This window comes from Streptomyces sp. NPDC050263 (genome assembly GCF_040655955.1).
Taxonomy (GTDB): Bacteria; Actinomycetota; Actinomycetes; order Streptomycetales; family Streptomycetaceae; genus Streptomyces.
The window spans coordinates 1-16502 of the sequence record NZ_JBFAKW010000180.1; the positions used below are offsets into that span (position 1 = coordinate 1).

Annotated in this window: 15 protein-coding genes; 11 read left to right on the forward strand and 4 right to left on the reverse strand. The window is 72.3% G+C overall.

Annotated features, from left to right (window positions below):
* Nucleotides 1-196: 196 nt before the first annotated feature.
* Nucleotides 197-787 (reverse strand): hypothetical protein, encoded by a 591-nt coding sequence (locus tag AB0J04_RS42405; protein ID WP_363174045.1) that lies wholly within the window; start codon nt 785-787, stop codon nt 197-199.
* A gap of 578 nt (nt 788-1365) precedes the next feature.
* Here AB0J04_RS42405 and AB0J04_RS42410 point away from each other — a divergent pair.
* Nucleotides 1366-2883 (forward strand): glutamate-cysteine ligase family protein, encoded by a 1518-nt coding sequence (locus AB0J04_RS42410; RefSeq protein ID WP_363174058.1) that lies wholly within the window; start codon nt 1366-1368, stop codon nt 2881-2883.
* Nucleotides 2884-2997: 114 nt separating this feature from the next.
* Here the strand turns inward: AB0J04_RS42410 and AB0J04_RS42415 are convergent, their stop codons facing one another.
* Nucleotides 2998-4764, reverse strand: coding sequence for a substrate-binding domain-containing protein (locus AB0J04_RS42415; protein ID WP_363174047.1), 1767 nt, complete (start codon nt 4762-4764; stop codon nt 2998-3000).
* 187 nt (nt 4765-4951) lie between these two features.
* Between AB0J04_RS42415 and AB0J04_RS42420 the strand changes: the two genes are divergently transcribed.
* On the forward strand, nt 4952-5752 hold the full coding sequence (locus AB0J04_RS42420) for a type II CAAX endopeptidase family protein (protein WP_363174059.1): 801 nt from the start codon (nt 4952-4954) through the stop codon (nt 5750-5752).
* Between the two features lie 61 nt (nt 5753-5813).
* On the opposite strand, the gene AB0J04_RS42425 is transcribed toward AB0J04_RS42420, so the two are convergent.
* A complete protein-coding gene (locus AB0J04_RS42425) occupies nt 5814-6623 on the reverse strand; it encodes a PhzF family phenazine biosynthesis protein (protein WP_363174048.1) in 810 nt (269 codons plus the stop codon).
* Between the two features lie 168 nt (nt 6624-6791).
* Between AB0J04_RS42425 and AB0J04_RS42430 the strand changes: the two genes are divergently transcribed.
* The 8 genes from AB0J04_RS42430 to AB0J04_RS42465 all read left to right on the forward strand — a co-directional run bounded on the left by AB0J04_RS42430 (nt 6792) and on the right by AB0J04_RS42465 (nt 14761).
* Complete coding sequence (locus AB0J04_RS42430; protein WP_363174049.1) at nt 6792-9512, forward strand: LuxR C-terminal-related transcriptional regulator; 2721 nt, start codon at nt 6792-6794, stop codon at nt 9510-9512.
* 93 nt (nt 9513-9605) lie between these two features.
* Nucleotides 9606-11234 carry an MFS transporter gene (locus AB0J04_RS42435; RefSeq protein ID WP_363174060.1) on the forward strand — a complete coding sequence of 543 codons (1629 nt, stop codon included), beginning with the start codon at nt 9606-9608 and terminating at the stop codon, nt 11232-11234.
* 28 nt (nt 11235-11262) lie between these two features.
* Entirely contained in the window at nt 11263-11784 is a 522-nt protein-coding gene (locus tag AB0J04_RS42440) for a hypothetical protein (protein ID WP_363174050.1), read from the forward strand.
* Between the two features lie 174 nt (nt 11785-11958).
* Nucleotides 11959-12156, forward strand: a complete 198-nt coding sequence (locus tag AB0J04_RS42445) for a hypothetical protein (RefSeq protein WP_363174051.1) — start codon at nt 11959-11961, stop codon at nt 12154-12156.
* Nucleotides 12157-12218: 62 nt separating this feature from the next.
* The gene (locus AB0J04_RS42450; RefSeq protein ID WP_363174052.1) at nt 12219-12854 is read left to right on the forward strand and encodes a DUF308 domain-containing protein; all 636 of its coding nucleotides are present in this window, start codon (nt 12219-12221) and stop codon (nt 12852-12854) included.
* A 107-nt stretch (nt 12855-12961) separates the two neighbouring features.
* Nucleotides 12962-13393 (forward strand): SHOCT domain-containing protein, encoded by a 432-nt coding sequence (locus AB0J04_RS42455; protein ID WP_363174053.1) that lies wholly within the window; start codon nt 12962-12964, stop codon nt 13391-13393.
* Nucleotides 13394-13431: 38 nt separating this feature from the next.
* Complete coding sequence (locus tag AB0J04_RS42460; protein WP_363174054.1) at nt 13432-13860, forward strand: hypothetical protein; 429 nt, start codon at nt 13432-13434, stop codon at nt 13858-13860.
* A 55-nt stretch (nt 13861-13915) separates the two neighbouring features.
* A complete protein-coding gene (locus AB0J04_RS42465; protein WP_363174055.1) occupies nt 13916-14761 on the forward strand; it encodes a class II glutamine amidotransferase in 846 nt (281 codons plus the stop codon).
* 62 nt (nt 14762-14823) lie between these two features.
* Here the strand turns inward: AB0J04_RS42465 and AB0J04_RS42470 are convergent, their stop codons facing one another.
* Nucleotides 14824-15657, reverse strand: a complete 834-nt coding sequence (locus AB0J04_RS42470; RefSeq protein WP_363174056.1) for an SDR family oxidoreductase — start codon at nt 15655-15657, stop codon at nt 14824-14826.
* 100 nt (nt 15658-15757) lie between these two features.
* Here AB0J04_RS42470 and AB0J04_RS42475 point away from each other — a divergent pair, with 100 nt between their 5' ends.
* The gene (locus AB0J04_RS42475) at nt 15758-16396 is read left to right on the forward strand and encodes a PadR family transcriptional regulator (protein ID WP_363174057.1); all 639 of its coding nucleotides are present in this window, start codon (nt 15758-15760) and stop codon (nt 16394-16396) included.
* The last annotated feature ends 106 nt before the right edge of the window (nt 16397-16502 follow it).

Sequence of the window (16502 nt, forward strand, 5' to 3'; positions counted from 1 at the left end):
TACGTCCAGTACGAGGACTTCCGGCCGGCACACCGAGAGCACGCACCGGACGCCGCTCCTTGACGGGCAAACGTTGCCTGCCGCGGCACTAGTCCGGGCGGCACGCGGCGGGAATCGCCGGTCGGCGGACAGCACCGTACCCCGTCACCGGGGCCGCGGTGACGGGGTACGGGGTCGGGGTACCGGGTCGGGTGGATCAGGCGGGCGAGCCGAGCAGCGGCGGCGGCGCCGGGGTCACCCGGAGGGTCAGCACCGGGAGCAACTCGGCCACCCGGTGCGCGCGGTGGGCGGCGATGCCGGGCGGCGCCGGGGCCAGCGGCACCAGCAGGTCGGTCGGGGCGGGATGGCCCGTGGCGCCGTCCGAGGCGCTGTCGCCGTGCAGCCAGAGCGTGAGCATGTACAGGCCGGGCACCGACAGCAGGCGCGCCTGGTACGGCAGGGTGGCCGACTCGGCCTGGCGCAGGGCGCGTTCGGTGGAGGCGATGTAGGGGCCCTCGAAGAAGTGCGAGAACGCCCAGCCGTCCGGGGTGAGCCGGGTCTCGGCCGCGGCCACGGCGCGGTCGCCGCAGCGGATCAGGAAGCGCCAGCCGGCCAGCCGGGTCTCGGCCGCGCCTTCCGGGGTGATTCCGTCCAGGACGTGCAGGGGCAGCGGGAGTTCGGGGGTGGCGTCTCCCTGGGCGGTGCGCAGGGACGGCGTGCGAGCCTCGCGGACGGCGGTGGGCGAACCGAGTGCCGTGAGGACGGAACGAAGTGCGGGCGCGGGAGCCGGGGGGACCAGCAAAGGCATGGTGGGTCGCCTCTCATTCGACAGGCACGGTGGCGCGAGGGCGTGGGCGGACGGCGCTGTCAGCCAACTCTCGGGGGTCGGAGAGGTGGCGGCCGGTCTGGGGATGCCGGGGTGCGCGAGCGGCCTGCCGTCATCTCGACGACAGGCTCCTTCGACCGTGGGCGCCAACCTTCTCTGCCTTGTTCGCGGAGTTTATACGACGCGTGTTCAGACTGTGTTTCGTCTAGTCGATCGCGGGACACTCGGCAAGGGTTCATTCGGTCGGCGATACGTGTGAATCATCCCGATTCAGAGTGGCCGACGCGGCGGTGACCTCGGGTTATGCGCGTGTCGCGGTCGGCCCATTCTCGTCGGAGTTTTTCACGAGTCGCCGAGTTCCGGAAAAGGCGGCGGGCCGCATGCCCGGTGAATGTGCCACCGGTCACCTCCGACGGCTTTCGGTCAGGGTAGCGGGTCGCGTGCCCGACAGGGGACGTTATCGATCGGCCGGGTTGGGCATCATTCCCCCTGACCCGGACCTGACCCGGACGTCCGGCGGCCGAGATCGCCGGTCCGCCCATGCGAGGAGGGACGCTTCGATGGGGGAGAAGGTCGTGGCAGGCGCGTTCGACCTGTCCGATCGTCAGCACTACCGGGACAAGCTCCGGCGGTGTCTGACGGGGCTCGAGCGGCTCCTGGCCCAGAAGCGCTTCGACCGCCCCAAGAACCTCATGGGGCTCGAGATCGAGCTGAATCTCGCGGGCGCGGACGGTCTGCCGAAAATGCTGAACGGTCAAGTTCTGGAGAGAATCGCCAGCCGAGATTTCCAAACAGAACTCGCCATGTTCAACCTGGAAGTCAACATTGCCCCACATCGATTGGGCGGTCGGGTTTTCGATCGACTCGCGGAGGAACTCCGTACGTCACTGGCATATGCCCATCGAAAGGCGGGCGAGGTCGATGCCGGAATCGTGATGATCGGTATTCTGCCGACTCTCGACCGGGACGACCTGGTGACGTCCAACCTTTCCGACGTCGACCGCTACACCCTGCTCAACGATCAGATCGTGGCCGCCCGGGGAGAGGACTTCGCCCTCGAGATCGACGGGGTCGAGCGACTGTCGTGCACCTCGAAGTCGATCGTGCCCGAGGCGGCCTGCACCTCCGTGCAGTTGCATCTCCAGGTCACGCCCGACCGGTTCGCCGGGGTGTGGAACGCGGCTCAGGCCGTCACCGCCGCGCAGATCGCCGTCGGCGCCAACTCGCCCTTCCTGTTCGGCCGTGAGCTGTGGCGGGAGTCGCGGCCCCCGCTGTTCCAGCAGGCCACCGACACCCGGCCGCCGGAACTCCAGGCCCAGGGCGTGCGGCCGCGGACCTGGTTCGGGGAGCGCTGGATCAGCTCGGCGTACGAGCTGTTCGAGGAGAACCTGCGCTTCTTCCCGCCGCTGCTGCCGATCTGCGACGAGGAGGAGCCGCTGGAGGTCCTGGACGCGGGCGGGGTGCCCTCGCTCGCCGAACTGGTCCTGCACAACGGCACGGTCTACCGCTGGAACCGGCCCGTCTACGGCATCGCCGACGGTGTTCCGCATCTGCGGGTGGAGAACCGCGTCCTGCCCGCCGGGCCGACCGTGACCGATGTGATCGCCAACGCGGCCTTCTACTACGGCGTCGTCCGGTCCCTGGCCGCGGAGCCCCGGCCGGTGTGGTCCCGGCTGCCGTTCGAGGCGGCCGCGGCCAACTTCGACGCGGCCTGCCGGTACGGGATCGACGCGCGGCTGCTCTGGCCGCGGCGGGGTCGGCTCGGGGGCGTGGTCGAGGTGGACGCGGTGAGTCTCGTCCGGGACGAGCTGCTGCCGCTGGCCGAGGCCGGGCTGGACGGGTGGGGGGTGGAGCCCGCCGACCGCGATCTGTATCTCGGGGTCATCGAGGAGCGGTGCCGACGGCGGGCCAACGGGGCGACGTGGCAGGTCGCGACGTTTCACCGGGCGGTGGATGCGGGGCTGTCGCGGGATGCGGCGTTGGCGGCGACGACGCGGCGGTATGCGGAGCTGATGCATCTTGGGGAGCCGGTGCATACCTGGCCGGTGGGCTTGCCTGAACCGGTGCCGATGCGGTGAGGGGGCTGGGTTCTCGGGCGGCCGATCGAGTGTCGGCTGCAGGCCGGTGGGGGTTGTTCGCGCAGTTCCCCGCGCCCCTGTCGGCTTGCGGTCGGGTGTTGGGGGGCGGTCGGTTCAGGAGCCCTGTGTAGCTGCTGCCACGATGGCCTTGAGGATGACTGTGTGGATCTGGGACGGGTCGGTGACCGACTGGCCCGAGCCGCCTGTTGCCTTGGCTATTTCGTCGGCCTCGTCGCGGTCCGCGTCCGGGCCTACCGCGATCATGATGAGGGGGACGGGGCGCTGGGGGCTGGCGAGTCTCTGGAGTTCGGCGAGGAGGGTGGTGCGCGAGATGCTGCCCGGGTCCTGGTTGACGCCGTCGGTGAGGATGACCAGCGCGTTGAACTTGCCCTGGACGTAGGAGGCGGTGGCCTCCCGGTACGCGGCGAGAGCGGTGTCGTACAGGCCCGTCGCGCCGTTCGGGACCGGTGCCAGACCGCCGAACGCGGCCGACAGTCTGTCGCGCTGCGTGCCGCCGCTCGCGGCCGCGCCGAGCGGCTCGGTGGGGACCAGGACGCGGTAGTCCTTGTCGCCGTCCAGTTTGGTGGAGAACTCCCACAGCCCGATCTCGTCCTCCGGCGTGAAGGTGGCGAGGGCCTGGAGCAGCGAGGCCTTGGTGACGTCCATCCGTGAGCGTCCCGTGCCGGGGACCGGCTCCGACATGGACGACGAGGCGTCGACGACCGTGGTGAGGCGGGCGCTCTGCACCGTGATCGTCCACGCCCCCAGGGTCTCCTCCACCGCCGTGTCCGAGGCGGGCCGGGCGGCCGGCTCGGCGAACGGCTGCGGGCTGCTGCCGCCGGCCGCGGTCACGACCGTCTGCGGGACGTCGTAGTCGGACGTCCGGAAGCCGTGTTCCTGGAGGATCCGCTGCTGCTCGGGGCGGCGAAGATAGGTCATGAACCGGATCGCGGCCCGGCTCTCGTCGGTGCTCAGCCGGGTCTTGTCGACCAGCGTGTACGGGTAGTCGAGCCGGGGCGAGCCGTCCTTCGGGTAGAACAGGTCGAGGCCGGTGCCCGCGTCCGCCGAGGCGTTGTACGCGAACGAGGCCTGCTCGGTGACCACGACCGCCTGGTTGCGCTTGGGGTTGCCCTGCTCCGCGCCCGAGGTGTCGCGCGGCAGCGTGTCGAGGACCTGGGCGTCGGTGTCCGAGGTGCGCTGGGACAGCGTCTTCATCAGGGCCGCGGTCCGGGTGGCGCCGTCCCGGGCGCCGGCCGTGGCGGCGCCGACCTGGGTCAGGGCGAGCAGACCGGTCGCGCTGCGCGCCGGATCGGCCGCGCCCAGCCGCAGGGGACTGCCCTGGAGGGTGGCGGCGGCCAGCTCCGGCCATGTGTACGTCTTCTTCGGCCAGCCCAGCGACTTCGCCGCCGTCGGGACCACCGCCACCGCGACCGGGGTCGAGGCCACGTTGCCCACCGCGGTCACCTGGGTCGCCTTGCGGTTGGCGGTGATCCGCTGCACCCACAGGTCGGAGTCCGCCACCCACACCTGCGCCTCGGCGTCCTTGCCCGCGGCCAGGGTGTCGGCGACCTTGGCCGACTCGCGGGCCGTGACGGTGACCGTCAGGCACTGTCCGTCGGAGGTCAGGCCGCTGTCCTCGGCCTGCTTCGCCGCGACCGTGAGCGCCGGGGCCAGATCGGGGGACGCGGCCACGGTCAGCCGCACGGGGTGGTCGTGGCAGGACGAGCCGAACGAGAGCAGACCGCTCCTCACGGCCGCAGTGGCGCCTCCGGCGACCGTGAGGACCAGGGCGGTCGCGAGGGCCACCGTGCGACGGCGTATGCGAGGACGGGGGTCGCTGCCGCCCGCCCGGCGTTCATCGGGCAAGCTGTGACGTCCCATGACGGTGGTGCCCCTCCCGGTCGACTCCCGTGGCGGATTTCCGCCGTGCGGCATGCGAAGGGGGAGGTACGCCCCGTACGGCGCCCGTCCCCCCGGCGGTCTGTCACGCACGATCTTCGTAACTTCTTTCGAGACCCTAGCGAGACCGGGGTGGGTATGCGGCGGTTTTATGCAACTGGAGGCAAGTGTGCAGGTGGAGGCGGGGTCGGTGGCTGATTCGTTTCCCCGGGAGGGGCCCTCGCGGCGGATTCTCCGGGACGAGACGCTGCTAGTTCTGGCGCTTTCGCTCGGTGCGAGCGGTGTGTCCGCCCTGATCAGTTTTGTCGGATCGGTCACCAAACCGGGAGGCTTGAAGGACCAGGCGGCGACTCTCAACGCCTCGGCCGCGCCGGGTCGGCCATGGCTCGATCTCGCCTGGCAGCTCTTCGGGATCGCCACGGCACTCGTCCCCGTCGCCCTCGTCGCGCACTTCCTGCTGCGCGAGGGGAAGGGGCTGCGGACCCTCGGCTTCGACCGCACCCGCCCCTGGCCGGACCTCGGCCGCGGGGCGGCGATCGCGGCGGTGATCGGCAGCAGCGGCATCGCCTTCTACCTGGCGGCACGCGGCCTCGGCTTCAACCTCACGGTGGTGCCCGAGGCGCTGCCGGACGTGTGGTGGAAGTACCCGGTGCTGATCATGTCCGCGATGCAGAACGCGATCCTCGAAGAGGTCATCGTCGTCGGCTACCTGCTGCGCAGGCTGGGCCAGTTGGGCTGGTCGCCGGGCACCGCGCTCGTCGCCAGTTCCGTGCTGCGCGGCTCGTACCACCTGTACCAGGGCATCGGCGGCTTCATCGGCAACATGGTGATGGGCGTGGTGTTCGTCTGCCTCTACCGGCGCTGGGGCCGGGTGGGCCCGCTGGTGGTGGCGCACTCCCTGCTCGACATAGGGGCCTTCGTGGGGTACGCGCTGCTGGCCGGGAAGGTGGGGTGGCTGCCCACGGCGTGAGCCGCCCCGGTTCCGCCCGGCGCTACGGTCCGGCGCTACGGCCCGGCCCTGCCGCGCGGTTCTAGGCGAGCAGTTCGCCCTCGATGACCGTGACCGCGCGGCCGCTCAGCAGCGTGCGGTCGCCACGCAGCTCGGTGCGGACGCGGCCGGCGCGGGGGGAGGCCTGGAGGCCGGTCAGGGCGGTGCGGCCGAGCCGCTCGGACCAGTAGGGGGCCAGCGCGGTGTGGGCGCTGCCCGTCACCGGGTCCTCGTCGATGCCGACGTTCGGAAAGAAGCAGCGGGAGACGAAGTCGTACCCCAGGTCCGGGTTCTCGGCCCGGGCGGTGGCGATGACGCCGCGGCCGGAGCAGGCGGCCAGGGCCTTGCGGTCCGGCCGCAGGGCGTGGACGGTCCGCTCGTCGGCGAGCTCCACCAGCAGGTCGCCGACCCGCGGGCCGGTGTCGAAACAGGTGAGCGGCTCGGCGCCCAGGGCCTCGGCGACACCGGCCGGGATCTCGGCCTTCGTCAGCGGGGCGGTCGGGAAGTCCAGGGTGATCGAGCCGTCCGCGGCGGGCGTGGCGACCAGGACGCCGCTGCGGGTGGCGAAGCGCACCGGGCCCGCGTGGGCGCCGGTCGTGTGCAGGACATGGGCCGTGGCGAGCGTGGCGTGGCCGCACATGTCGACCTCGGCGGCCGGCGTGAACCAGCGCAGGGCCCAGTCCGCCTCGCCGCCCGCCGGGAGCGGGTGGGCGAACGCCGTTTCGGCGTGGTTGACCTCCAGGGCCACGTTCTGGAGCCGGTCGTCGTCCGGGAAGGCGTCCAGGAGCAGGACCCCGGCCGGGTTGCCGGCGAAGGGACGGTCGGTGAAGGCGTCGACGATGCGAATCTGCATGCAGGTGACGCTAGGGGGCGGGCGGAGCCGTCGGCCAACGCCAATCCGCGAGCCCTGGCCTGCTTTCCGGGGCGGGGCGCTGTGGGCTCGCAGCGCGCCCCGAGCGGATCGCTGGGATCCTGGACAGGTGCGCCGCGCATGATCTGACGACCAGGGGCGGTGAGCGCCATGGCTGGTCCCGGGGACCCTCAGGGGGATCCGTTTCTGCGTACGCGGTTCGTCGTGCCGGCCCGGCCGGTGACGTTCCTGCGGCGTGAGCGGCTGGTCAGACACCTCGACCACGCGCTGCGGACCCCGCTGACCATGGTCAACGGAGCCGCGGGCGCGGGCAAGACGCTGCTGGTCGCCGACTGGGCCGCGGCGCGCGAGACGCCCGTCGCCTGGCTCACCACCGACGCGGCGGGGCAGGGGCCGGGCATGCTCTGGGCCTATCTGCTCCAGGCCCTGCGTTCCGCCGGGGTGTCCCTGCCCGACGGGATCGGCTGCCCGGCGGACGCGTCCAGGGTGCCGCCCACGCTGCCGGCCCGGCTCGCCGCCGAGCTGAGCGCCCGGGACCGGCCGGTGATCGTGGTGCTGGACGAGTACGACCGGGTGAGCGATCCGGAGATCGCCGAGCAGCTGGAGTTCGTCGTGCACCACGCGGGCGACGGCCTGCGCCTGATCCTCGTCACCCGCACCGAGCCGCTGCTGCCGCTGCACCGGTACCGGGCGGCCGGCGAACTGACGGAGATCCGGGGCGCGGAACTGGCCTTCACCCCCGAGGAGGCGGCCGAGCTGCTGGAGCTGCACGGGCTGCGGCTGCCGGCGCACGCGACGCAGGGGCTGGTGGAACGCACCCGGGGCTGGGCCGCCGGCCTGCGGCTGTGTGCCCTCGCCGCGCGAGAGAGCCCGGACCCGGAGCGATACCTCAAGGAGTTCGAGGCCGACCGCAGCACGGTCGCCGACTTCCTGCTGGCCGAGGTGCTCAGACGGCAGCCCCCCGAGACGCAGGACCTCCTGCTGCGGGTCAGCGTCCTCGACCGGTTCTGTCCCGAGCTGGTGAACGCGCTCACCGGGCGCGCCGACGCCGAGCCCATCCTCGTCGGACTGTGTCGCGAGAACGCGTTCGTCGAGCACCTCGGGCAGGACCGGTACCGCCTCCACCCGCTGTTCGGGGAGATCCTCCGGGCCCATCTGCGGGTCCGTTCGCCGGGTCTGGAGCCCGCGCTGCACCAGCGGGCCGCGCACTGGCTGCGGGGCTCGGGATCCCTCGCCGAGACGCTGGGCCACGGCGCGGCCGCGGGTGACTGGGAGTTCACCGCGGCCGCCCTGGTCGACGACCTCGCCATCGGCCGGCTCTTCACCGGCCTGCGCTCCGACGAACTCGCCGAGCTGTTCTCCCGGATGGGCCCGGAGGCCACCGGCCCGGCCACGGATCTGGTCCGAGCCGCCCGTGAGCTGTCCCGGCGCGATCTCGACCGCGGTCTGGCCCATCTGCGGCACGCGGAGCAGGGCCTGACCGCCCAGCAGGGGCCGACGGCAGGACCGGGCGGGACGGTGGGGCGGAACTGGGCGGCCGAGTGGAGTCCCGAGGGCGAGGCGTCCGGCCTGGTCGCGGCCCGGTTGAGCTGTGCCCTGCTCGAGGCGCTGGCCGCCCGGCTCACCGGTGAGCCGGGCCGGGCGGAGACGGCCGCCGCGGCGGCCGAGTCACTGCGCGACCATGCCCCCGCCCACCTGCTGGAGCGGCACCCCGAACTCATCGCCCTCCTGCTGGCCCATCTGGGCTCGGCGCGGCTGTGGGCCGGCCGGTTCGAGGACGCGTGTGCCGCCCTGACGAGGGTGACCGGCGCGCCGGAAGGGGCTTCGACGGCGCTCGCCCGCGAGGACTCGCTGGGCCGGCTCGCTCTGATCGACTACCTGAACGGCTGGCCCGGCAGGGCGGAACGCAAGGCGCGGGCCGCGCTGACCGGGACCGAGCGGTACGGACTGACCCAGCCGTCCGCCTCCGGCATGGGGCGGCTGGTCCTGGCCGCCGTCGCCGTCGACCGCAACGACCTGGGGCGGGCCCAGGCACTCCTCGACGAGGCCGACGAGGCCGTCGAGTCGCATCCTGCCTGGCGGGACCCGGTGCTGGAGGCGGGCCGGGCCATCGCCACCGCCCGGCTGAGGCTGGCCCGCGGCGACACCCGGGCGGCGCACGCGGCGGCGGAACGGGCCGTTCCGGCCGCCGTGGTCTCCCCCTGGGCGGAAGAGCAGACGGCGCTCGTCGTGTCCGCCGCGTATCTGGCCGAAGGACGACCGGAGACGGCCGTCGAGGTGTTGCGGGCGCTGTCCGACGAGCAGCCGGCCTGGGCGGTGGGGGCCGCGCGGGCCGAGCTCGCCGCGGGCCGGCCCGCGGCCGCCGTCGACCTGCTCGACGGTGTCCGCGCCGAGGGCCGCTGCGGCCCCGCCGTGACCGTCCGGGCCACGCTGCTGCGGGCGCAGGCGGCGCACGAGGCCGGGGACGCGGCCGCCGCGCGCAGGCTCGTCGCCCGGGCGCTGCGCGAGGCACAGCGCGACGGGCTGCGCCGTCCCTTCCTCGAGGCCGGACCGTGGATCCGCCCCTTCCTGGGCAGTGCGGCGGCGCGGGGACCGGCCGCGGACCGGCTCACTCCCGGCCTCGCTCCCGGCCTCACCCCTGGCGCGCCGACGGCCGACGGCCCGCCCGCGCCCGTCGTGGAGGAGCTGAGCGGACGCGAACGCGACGTGCTGCGCAGGCTGGCCCTGATGATGTCGACGGAGGAGATCGCCGCCGATCTCTATGTCTCCGTCAACACGGTCAAGACCCACCTCAAGAGCGCCTACCGGAAACTCGCGGTCAACCGGCGGGGCGACGCGGTGCGCCGGGCCCGCGAGCTGAGGCTGCTGTGACCGGGCAGGCCCGGCTCCTTCGGCCCCTCCCGCTCGCCCGTGGTGGGTGAGGCGGCCGCCGGATTTCTCCGCTGCCATGGAGGTGTGGACACCGTGACCCGCTGGCGGGCTCTGATGGTCCTGGGCACCGCCCAGTTCCTGATGGTGCTGGACACGTCCGTCATGAACGTCTCGATCAGCCAGCTGGTCGAGGACTTCGACACCGAGGTGACGGCCATCCAGGCGGTCATCACGCTGTACGCCCTGGTCATGGCGGCCTTCATGATCATCGGCGGCCGGTCGGGGGACATCTTCGGACGCCGTCGGCTCTTCCTGCTCGGCCTCGTCGTCTACGCCACGGGATCCGCCCTCACGGCCGCCGCCCCCACCCTCTGGGTCCTGACGCTCGGCTGGTCGGTCATCGAGGGACTGGGCGCCGCGCTGGTCCTGCCGGCCATGGCCGCGCTGGTCGCCGAGTCCTACCGGGGGCGGGACCGGGCCGTCGCCTACGGGGTCATCGGCGGTCTGGCCGGCGCGGGGATCGCGGTCGGCCCGCTGCTGGGCGGCTGGGTCACGACGTACCTCACCTGGCGGCTCGTCTTCGCCGGCGAGGTCGTGGTGGTGCTGGTCATGCTGTGCTTCCGCCGGGTGATCCCGGAGTCCCCACGAACCGGTCCGCGCCACCACCTCGACGGTGTGGGCGCCGCGCTGTCGGCGGCCGGTCTGGCACTCGGGGTGCTCGGGGTGCTCCAGAGCGGGACCTGGGGCTGGGTGCAGCCCCGCAACCCGCCCTTCACCGTCCTCGGCTTCTCGCCCACGCTGTTCGTCATCGGCGCCGGGGTGGCCGTGCTGGCCGTCTTCCTGCACTGGGAGCGCCGCCGGGAGGCCCGGCGCGCCGAGCCCTTGGTGCATCTGGCGCTGCTGCACCGGCCCGCGCTGCGCTCCGGCCTGATGTGCCTGCTGAGCCAGAACCTCATCCTGTTGGGGCTGTTCTTCACCATCCCGCTGTACCTCCAGGTCGTGCAGGGCTTCGACGCCTTCGAGACGGGCCTGCGACTGCTCCCGGTGTCCGTCACCATGCTGGCCGCCTCGATGGGCGCCGCCCGGCTGAGCCGGGTGGCCGGACCGCGCCGGATCGTGCGGCTCGCTCTGGTGACCCTGATCGGGGCCGTCGTGTGGCTGCTGGCCACGATCGACCCCGTCATCGACGACGCCCAGTTCGCCGGCGCGATGGCCCTGCTCGGGGTGGGCATGGGCCTGCTCGCCTCGCAGCTGGGCAACGTCGTCCAGTCCAGCGTGGGCGAGGACGAGCGCAGCGAGGTCGGCGGGCTGCAGTTCACGGCGCAGAACCTCGGCTCGGCGCTGGGCACCGCGCTCATCGGATCGCTGCTCGTCGGCGCGCTGGCCCAGGCCTTCACCACGCAGGTGGCGGACGACCCCCGGCTCTCGGAGGAGACCCGACAGCAGACCGGCGTGGCGCTCGAGGCCGGGATCAGCTTCGTCCCGACCGACCAGGTGCGCTCGGCGGCCGAGGACGCCGGTCTGCCGCCCGCCGAGGTCGACGCCCTCGCGGACTCGTACGCCTCGGCGCAGCTCGGCGGTCTGAAGGCGGCGATCCTCGCGGCCGGCGGGATCACTCTGGCCAGTTTCCTGGTCACCTCGCACCTGCCGTCTCGCAAGGCCGAACGACCGGCGCCGCCCGACACCGGCGCGCCGGCGGACGAGACCGGATCGCGCGACTGAGTCGTCCGGTGCGTCGAGGGAGGCAGCGATGGCGGGGACGGGACAAGGCTCGGCGGTCCGCGCGGACGTCGCCGAAGGCCGGGCCGCGACCGACTACACCGGCGGCGTCTACGGATCCATGCTCGCCGCCTCCGTGGTCGTCGGCGCCGGCGCCCTCGACTCCTTTCCGCGCCTGGAACTCATTCTGCTGCTGTTGCTCACCGGCGTCGTGTTCTGGGTCGCGCATGTGCACGCCCAGTTGTTCGGGGCGCGGATGGCGCAGCAGGGACTGGGCCGTCGGGTCGTGCTGCGGGTGGGTCGCGAGGAGTGGCCGATCGTCAACGCCGCCGTACCGCCGGCCGTCGCCGTGGCCGTCAGCCCGCTGCTCGGCCTCGACCTGGAGGGCACTCTCTGGCTCGCGCTCACGGTCGCGGTCGCGGGCCAGGTGGGCTGGTCCGCGGCCGCGGCCCGGCGCGCCGGAGCCTCGTGGCGCCTGGTGGTCCTCACCGCCTCGGTGAACCTCGTGCTCGGCCTGCTGATCATCGCGTTCAAGTTCTTCGTGACGCACTAGGCGTACTGGACGTACTGGACGTACTGGACGCGTTGGACGCAGTGGACGCAGGACCCGTCGGCGGGCCTTGCGCGGACATCACCTTCACGGGGTGAGGCCGGCCGCCCGGCGGGGGTGGACGATCGTGGGACAGAGCGCGGTCCGCCGTCCCAGGCCATCCCGGGGGAGCAGCACATGCGCTACGAGATCCGCGTCGACGGACATTTGTCGGAGGCGCTGACCAGGGCCTTCCCGGAACTGGAGCATGTCGTCATGTCCGGGCAGACCGTGCTGTTCGGGTACGTCGTCGACGAGGCGCACCTGTACGGGCTGCTGGCCCGCTGTCAGTCCCTGGGGCTGCGGGTCCTGGAGATGCGCCAACTGCCGGAGTGAGGCGGACCGCCTGGTCGGCGTCGGCCGCCGCAGTGGCGTGGAGTCGTGCGCGAGGAGGAGTCATGAGCGTGTCGTCCGGTCCCGCACCGCACCCCGGGCCCGCGGGCGCCGATCCCGCCGAGGCCCTGGCCGTACTCGGGCGCTCCTGGCTGTGGATCCTCGGTTCGGCGGTCGCCACCCTTGTGCCGGGCATCCTGATCCTGGTCTGGCCGGACGAGACCCTGCACGTCCTCGCGGTCCTCATCGGCCTGTACCTGCTGGTCACCGGGGTGTTCCGGTTCGTCGCGGCCTTCGCCGGGGAGGACCACGGGGAGCGGGTCACCGGGCTCCTGCTGGCGGTGCTGTACGTGGTGGCCGGAGTGCTGTGTCTGAGACACCCGCTCCAGACCATCGCCGCGCTCTCGCTGATCGTCGGCGTCCTGTGGCTGGTGTCCGGCGTCCTCACGCTCTACACGGCGCTCGCCGCCGAGGACCTGCCGCACCGGGGAGTCGTCCTCGGCGCCGCGGTGTTCGCCGTCGTCGCGGGGATCGTGGTGCTCGCCCTGCCGACCGAGTCGGCCCTGGCGCTGACCCGGCTGCTCGGTCTGTGGCTGGTCCTGCTGGGCCTGGTGGAGGCGGCGGTCGCCCTCGCCTGGCGCGCCGCGCTCCGCCGGAGGGCGCGTCCGAGCCGGCCGAGCGCCCCCGTCGGGACCGGCTGAACGGCCTCACCCGCCTGGGGTGAGGCCGCCGGGCTCTTGCCGTGTGCACGCTGGGAACGGCACGCACTTCGGGTCTTCGGGCGGAGGCCCGGGACGGAGGGAGAGAGATGAACGGGGACACGTACCTCGCGTACGACTATCCGCTGCTGAGCGCCTTCTGGACGATGCTGGTGTTCTTCCTGTGGATCATGTGGTTCGTCCTGCTGTTCCGGGTCATCGTCGACGTCTTCCGCGACGACGACCTCAGCGGTTGGGTCAAGGCGGGCTGGCTGGTGTTCTGCATCTGCCTGCCGTTCCTGGGCGTGTTCGTCTACGTCATCGCGCGGGGCAAGGGCATGGGGCGACGGGAGGTCAAGCAGGCGCGTGATCAGCAGAAGGCCTTCGACAGCTACGTCCGCGAGACCGCCAAGGGCTCCGGCGCCACCTCCAGCAGCGTCGACGAACTCGCCCGCCTCTCCGAGATCCGCGCCCGCGGCGACATCACGGAGGAGGAGTTCACCAAGGCCAAGCAGTTGGTCCTGAGCGGCTCCGGCCGCTGAGCCGGCCGAGTCGAACGACACCGAATCGAGGCAACGGGATGACCACGTCACACACCACCCATGAGCCGTCGGCCGGACGGCACACGGCCAAGCAGCAGTGGGCCGGAGGCCTGATGGTCTTCGCCGCCGTCACTCTCATGCTCTCCGGAGTGCTCGACATCTTCCGCGGCATCATGGGGATCGCCGAGGACGACATCTTCGTGACGACCCGCGACTACGTCTTCGCGTTCGATCTCACCGGCTGGGGCTGGGTCCACCTCGCCCTGGGCGTGGTCGCCGTGCTCGTCAGCCTGGGACTGTTCCAGGGGGCGACGTGGGCGCGGGTCGCGGGCGTGGCCATCGCCGGGCTGATCGTCATCGCCAACTTCCTCTCCCTGCCGTACTACCCGGTCTGGTCCGTCGTGATGATCGCGTTCTCCGCGTTCATCATCTGGGCGCTGTGCGTGGTGAAGCCGGAGCGGTACTAGGAACGACCGGACCGGCCCGCCGGCCGGCCCGGTGTCTCAAGGAAGGCGTTGGACGATGTGCCGTTGGCTTGCCTACTCGGGTACCCCGGTCCTGCTCGAAACGATTCTCTACCGGCCCGCGCACTCGCTGATCGACCAGAGCCTGCACTCCCGGATGGGCGTCGAGACGACGAACGGGGACGGCTTCGGCATCGGCTGGTACGCACCCGACGCGGACGACGGGAGCCCCGCGGTCGTCCGGGAGATCGGTCCGGCCTGGAGCAACCGCAATCTGCGGGAGATCGCCGGCCATGTCCGCTCGCCGCTGTTCTTCGCCCACATCCGGGCCTCGACCGGCACGGCGGTGCAGCAGACCAACTCCCACCCGTTCCGGCACGGCCGCTGGATGTGGATGCACAACGGTGCGATCGCCGACTTCCACCTGATCCACCGGGAGCTCGCCCTCGCCGTCGACCCGGAACTCTTCCCCGACATCGAGGGCTCGACGGACTCCGAGATGATGTTCTTCCTGGCGCTCACCCTCGGCCTGGAGGAGGACCCGCCGGGCGCGGTCGCGCGGATGGCGGGCCTGGTGGAGCGCGTCGGCCACGCGCACGGCGTGGAGTTCCCGCTCCAGATGACGATCGCGGTGACCGACGGAGAGCGGCTGTGGGCCTTCCGCTACTCCAGCCAGGGCACCTCCCGCTCGCTGTTCTACAGCACCCGCGTGGAGACGCTCCGGGCGCTCCACCCCGACCTGGAGTTCCTGCGCGAGGTCTCCGACGAGACCCGTCTCGTCGTCTCCGAGCCGCTGGGCGATCTGCCCGGCGCCTGGAACAAGGTCCCCGAGGGAACCTACGGCGTGGTCCAGCCCGGTGCGAGCGCGGACGACATCGTCCACTTCGCCCCGCAGGCGGCGTAGCCCGGCCCGGTGGACCGATCTCGGTGGACCGAGCTCCGTGGACCGAGAGCGGTGGACTGAGCTCAGTGGACGGAGAATCCGCCGTCGACGAAGAGCGCCTGGCCGGTGACGTACCCGGAGGCCCGGCTCGCCAGGAACACCGCGGCTCCGGCGAAGTCCTCGGCCAGGCCGTTGCGTCCGACCATCGTGCGCGCGGCCAGCGCCGCCACCTTCTCGGGGTCGGACGACAACCGCGTGTTGAGCGGGGTCATGACGAAGCCGGGCACCAGCGTGTTGCAGGTGACGCCGTACGGCGACCAGGCCTCCGCCTGTGAGCGGGCCAGCGACTCCAGCGCCCCCTTGGAGACCCCGTAGGCGCCGCTGCGCACGAAGGCCCGGTGCGCCTGCTGCGACGTGATGTGGATGATCCGCCCGAAGCCCCGCTCGGCCATGCGGGGCCCGAACCGCCGGCCCAGCAGGTAGGGCGCGTCCAGGTTCACCGCCATCGTGGCGTCCCAGACGTCGTCGTCGAGCTCGTCCATCGAGGGCCGCAGGTTGATCCCGGCGCAGTTGACGAGGATGTCGGGCTCGCCGAACACCTCGACCGCCTGCTCCGCCGCCGCGCGCACCCCGTCGCGGGTGCTCAGGTCGGCGCTCACCCAGCCCGCCCGGCAGCCGTCCGCCGCCAGCTCCTCGACCGTGGCGGCCAGTTCGGCCTCCTTGCGGGCCACGATCACCGTGCTCGCGCCCGCTCGCGCCAGCGCCCCCGCGATGGCCCGGCCGATGCCGGAACTGCCGCCGGTCACCAGGGCGACCCGGCCGGCCAGCGAGAACAGTCCGGAGAGATAGGCGTCCGGGGTGTGCGGGGTGGGCGAGGCGTGGGGCGAGGTGCCGTCCGAAGCGGTGCGCGATGTCATGTCCGCACCCTAAGACGAGAGAGCCTTGTCAAGCGAACTGTTCCGATATATCGTTGACGCATCGCGACAGATCAACGATGGAATGAAGGAGTGGTTTGCGATGCGTACCCACGGATTCGAGCGTGGACATGGACAGGACGGCCCCCGGCGCGGCCGCGGTGGCTTCGACGGACGGCGTGCGGCCTTCGGGCCCTTCGGCCCGGGCGGTCCCGGCGGCCCGGGATTCGGCCCCGGCTTCGGGGGTCCCGGCTTCGGTCCCGGCCCCTGGGGCGGGCGAGGGCGCGGCGGACCCAGGGGGAGGGCGCGGCGCGGTGACGTACGGGCCTCGATCCTGGCCCTGCTCAAGGACCGGCCGATGCACGGCTACGAGATGATCCAGGAGATCGCCGAGCGCAGCGGCGGGGCGTGGAAGCCCAGCCCGGGCTCGGTGTACCCGACCCTCCAGCTGCTGGAGGACGAGGGGCTGATCAGCAGTGAGAGCGACGGCGGCAAGAAGCTGTTCTCGCTCACCGACGAGGGCCGCACGGCGGCCGCAGAGGGGCCCGAAGCCCCTTGGGAAGAGGCCACGCGCGGGGTCGACTGGGAGGCTCTCACCGAGATCCGCCAGGCCGGCGTCGGTCTGATGGAGGCCTTCGGGCAGGTCTGGAAGACCGGCAGCAAGGAGCAGCGCGAGAAGGCGCTCGCGGTCATCAACGACGCCCGCAAGAAGCTGTACCTGATCCTCGCCGACGAGGACTGAGGCAGTGGGCGAACAGCCCTGCCGCCCCTGCAGTCCTACAGCTGTACGGCGATGAAGGCGCCCCGCGGAATCGTCCGCGGGGCGCCATCACGCGCGGGTGCCGCCG

Bases quoted from the DNA above. Each gene is read 5' to 3' on its own strand.
- AB0J04_RS42405 (WP_363174045.1), bottom strand. From the start codon at position 787: ATGCCTTTGCTGGTCCCCCCGGCTCCCGCGCCCGCACTTCGTTCCGTC.
- AB0J04_RS42410 (WP_363174058.1), top strand. From the start codon at position 1,366: ATGGGGGAGAAGGTCGTGGCAGGCGCGTTCGACCTGTCCGATCGTCAG.
- AB0J04_RS42415 (WP_363174047.1), bottom strand. From the start codon at position 4,764: ATGGGACGTCACAGCTTGCCCGATGAACGCCGGGCGGGCGGCAGCGAC.
- AB0J04_RS42425 (WP_363174048.1), bottom strand. From the start codon at position 6,623: ATGCAGATTCGCATCGTCGACGCCTTCACCGACCGTCCCTTCGCCGGC.
- AB0J04_RS42430 (WP_363174049.1), top strand. From the start codon at position 6,792: ATGGCTGGTCCCGGGGACCCTCAGGGGGATCCGTTTCTGCGTACGCGG.
- AB0J04_RS42440 (WP_363174050.1), top strand. From the start codon at position 11,263: ATGGCGGGGACGGGACAAGGCTCGGCGGTCCGCGCGGACGTCGCCGAA.
- AB0J04_RS42445 (WP_363174051.1), top strand. From the start codon at position 11,959: ATGCGCTACGAGATCCGCGTCGACGGACATTTGTCGGAGGCGCTGACC.
- AB0J04_RS42450 (WP_363174052.1), top strand. From the start codon at position 12,219: ATGAGCGTGTCGTCCGGTCCCGCACCGCACCCCGGGCCCGCGGGCGCC.
- AB0J04_RS42455 (WP_363174053.1), top strand. From the start codon at position 12,962: ATGAACGGGGACACGTACCTCGCGTACGACTATCCGCTGCTGAGCGCC.
- AB0J04_RS42460 (WP_363174054.1), top strand. From the start codon at position 13,432: ATGACCACGTCACACACCACCCATGAGCCGTCGGCCGGACGGCACACG.
- AB0J04_RS42465 (WP_363174055.1), top strand. From the start codon at position 13,916: ATGTGCCGTTGGCTTGCCTACTCGGGTACCCCGGTCCTGCTCGAAACG.
- AB0J04_RS42470 (WP_363174056.1), bottom strand. From the start codon at position 15,657: ATGACATCGCGCACCGCTTCGGACGGCACCTCGCCCCACGCCTCGCCC.
- AB0J04_RS42475 (WP_363174057.1), top strand. From the start codon at position 15,758: ATGCGTACCCACGGATTCGAGCGTGGACATGGACAGGACGGCCCCCGG.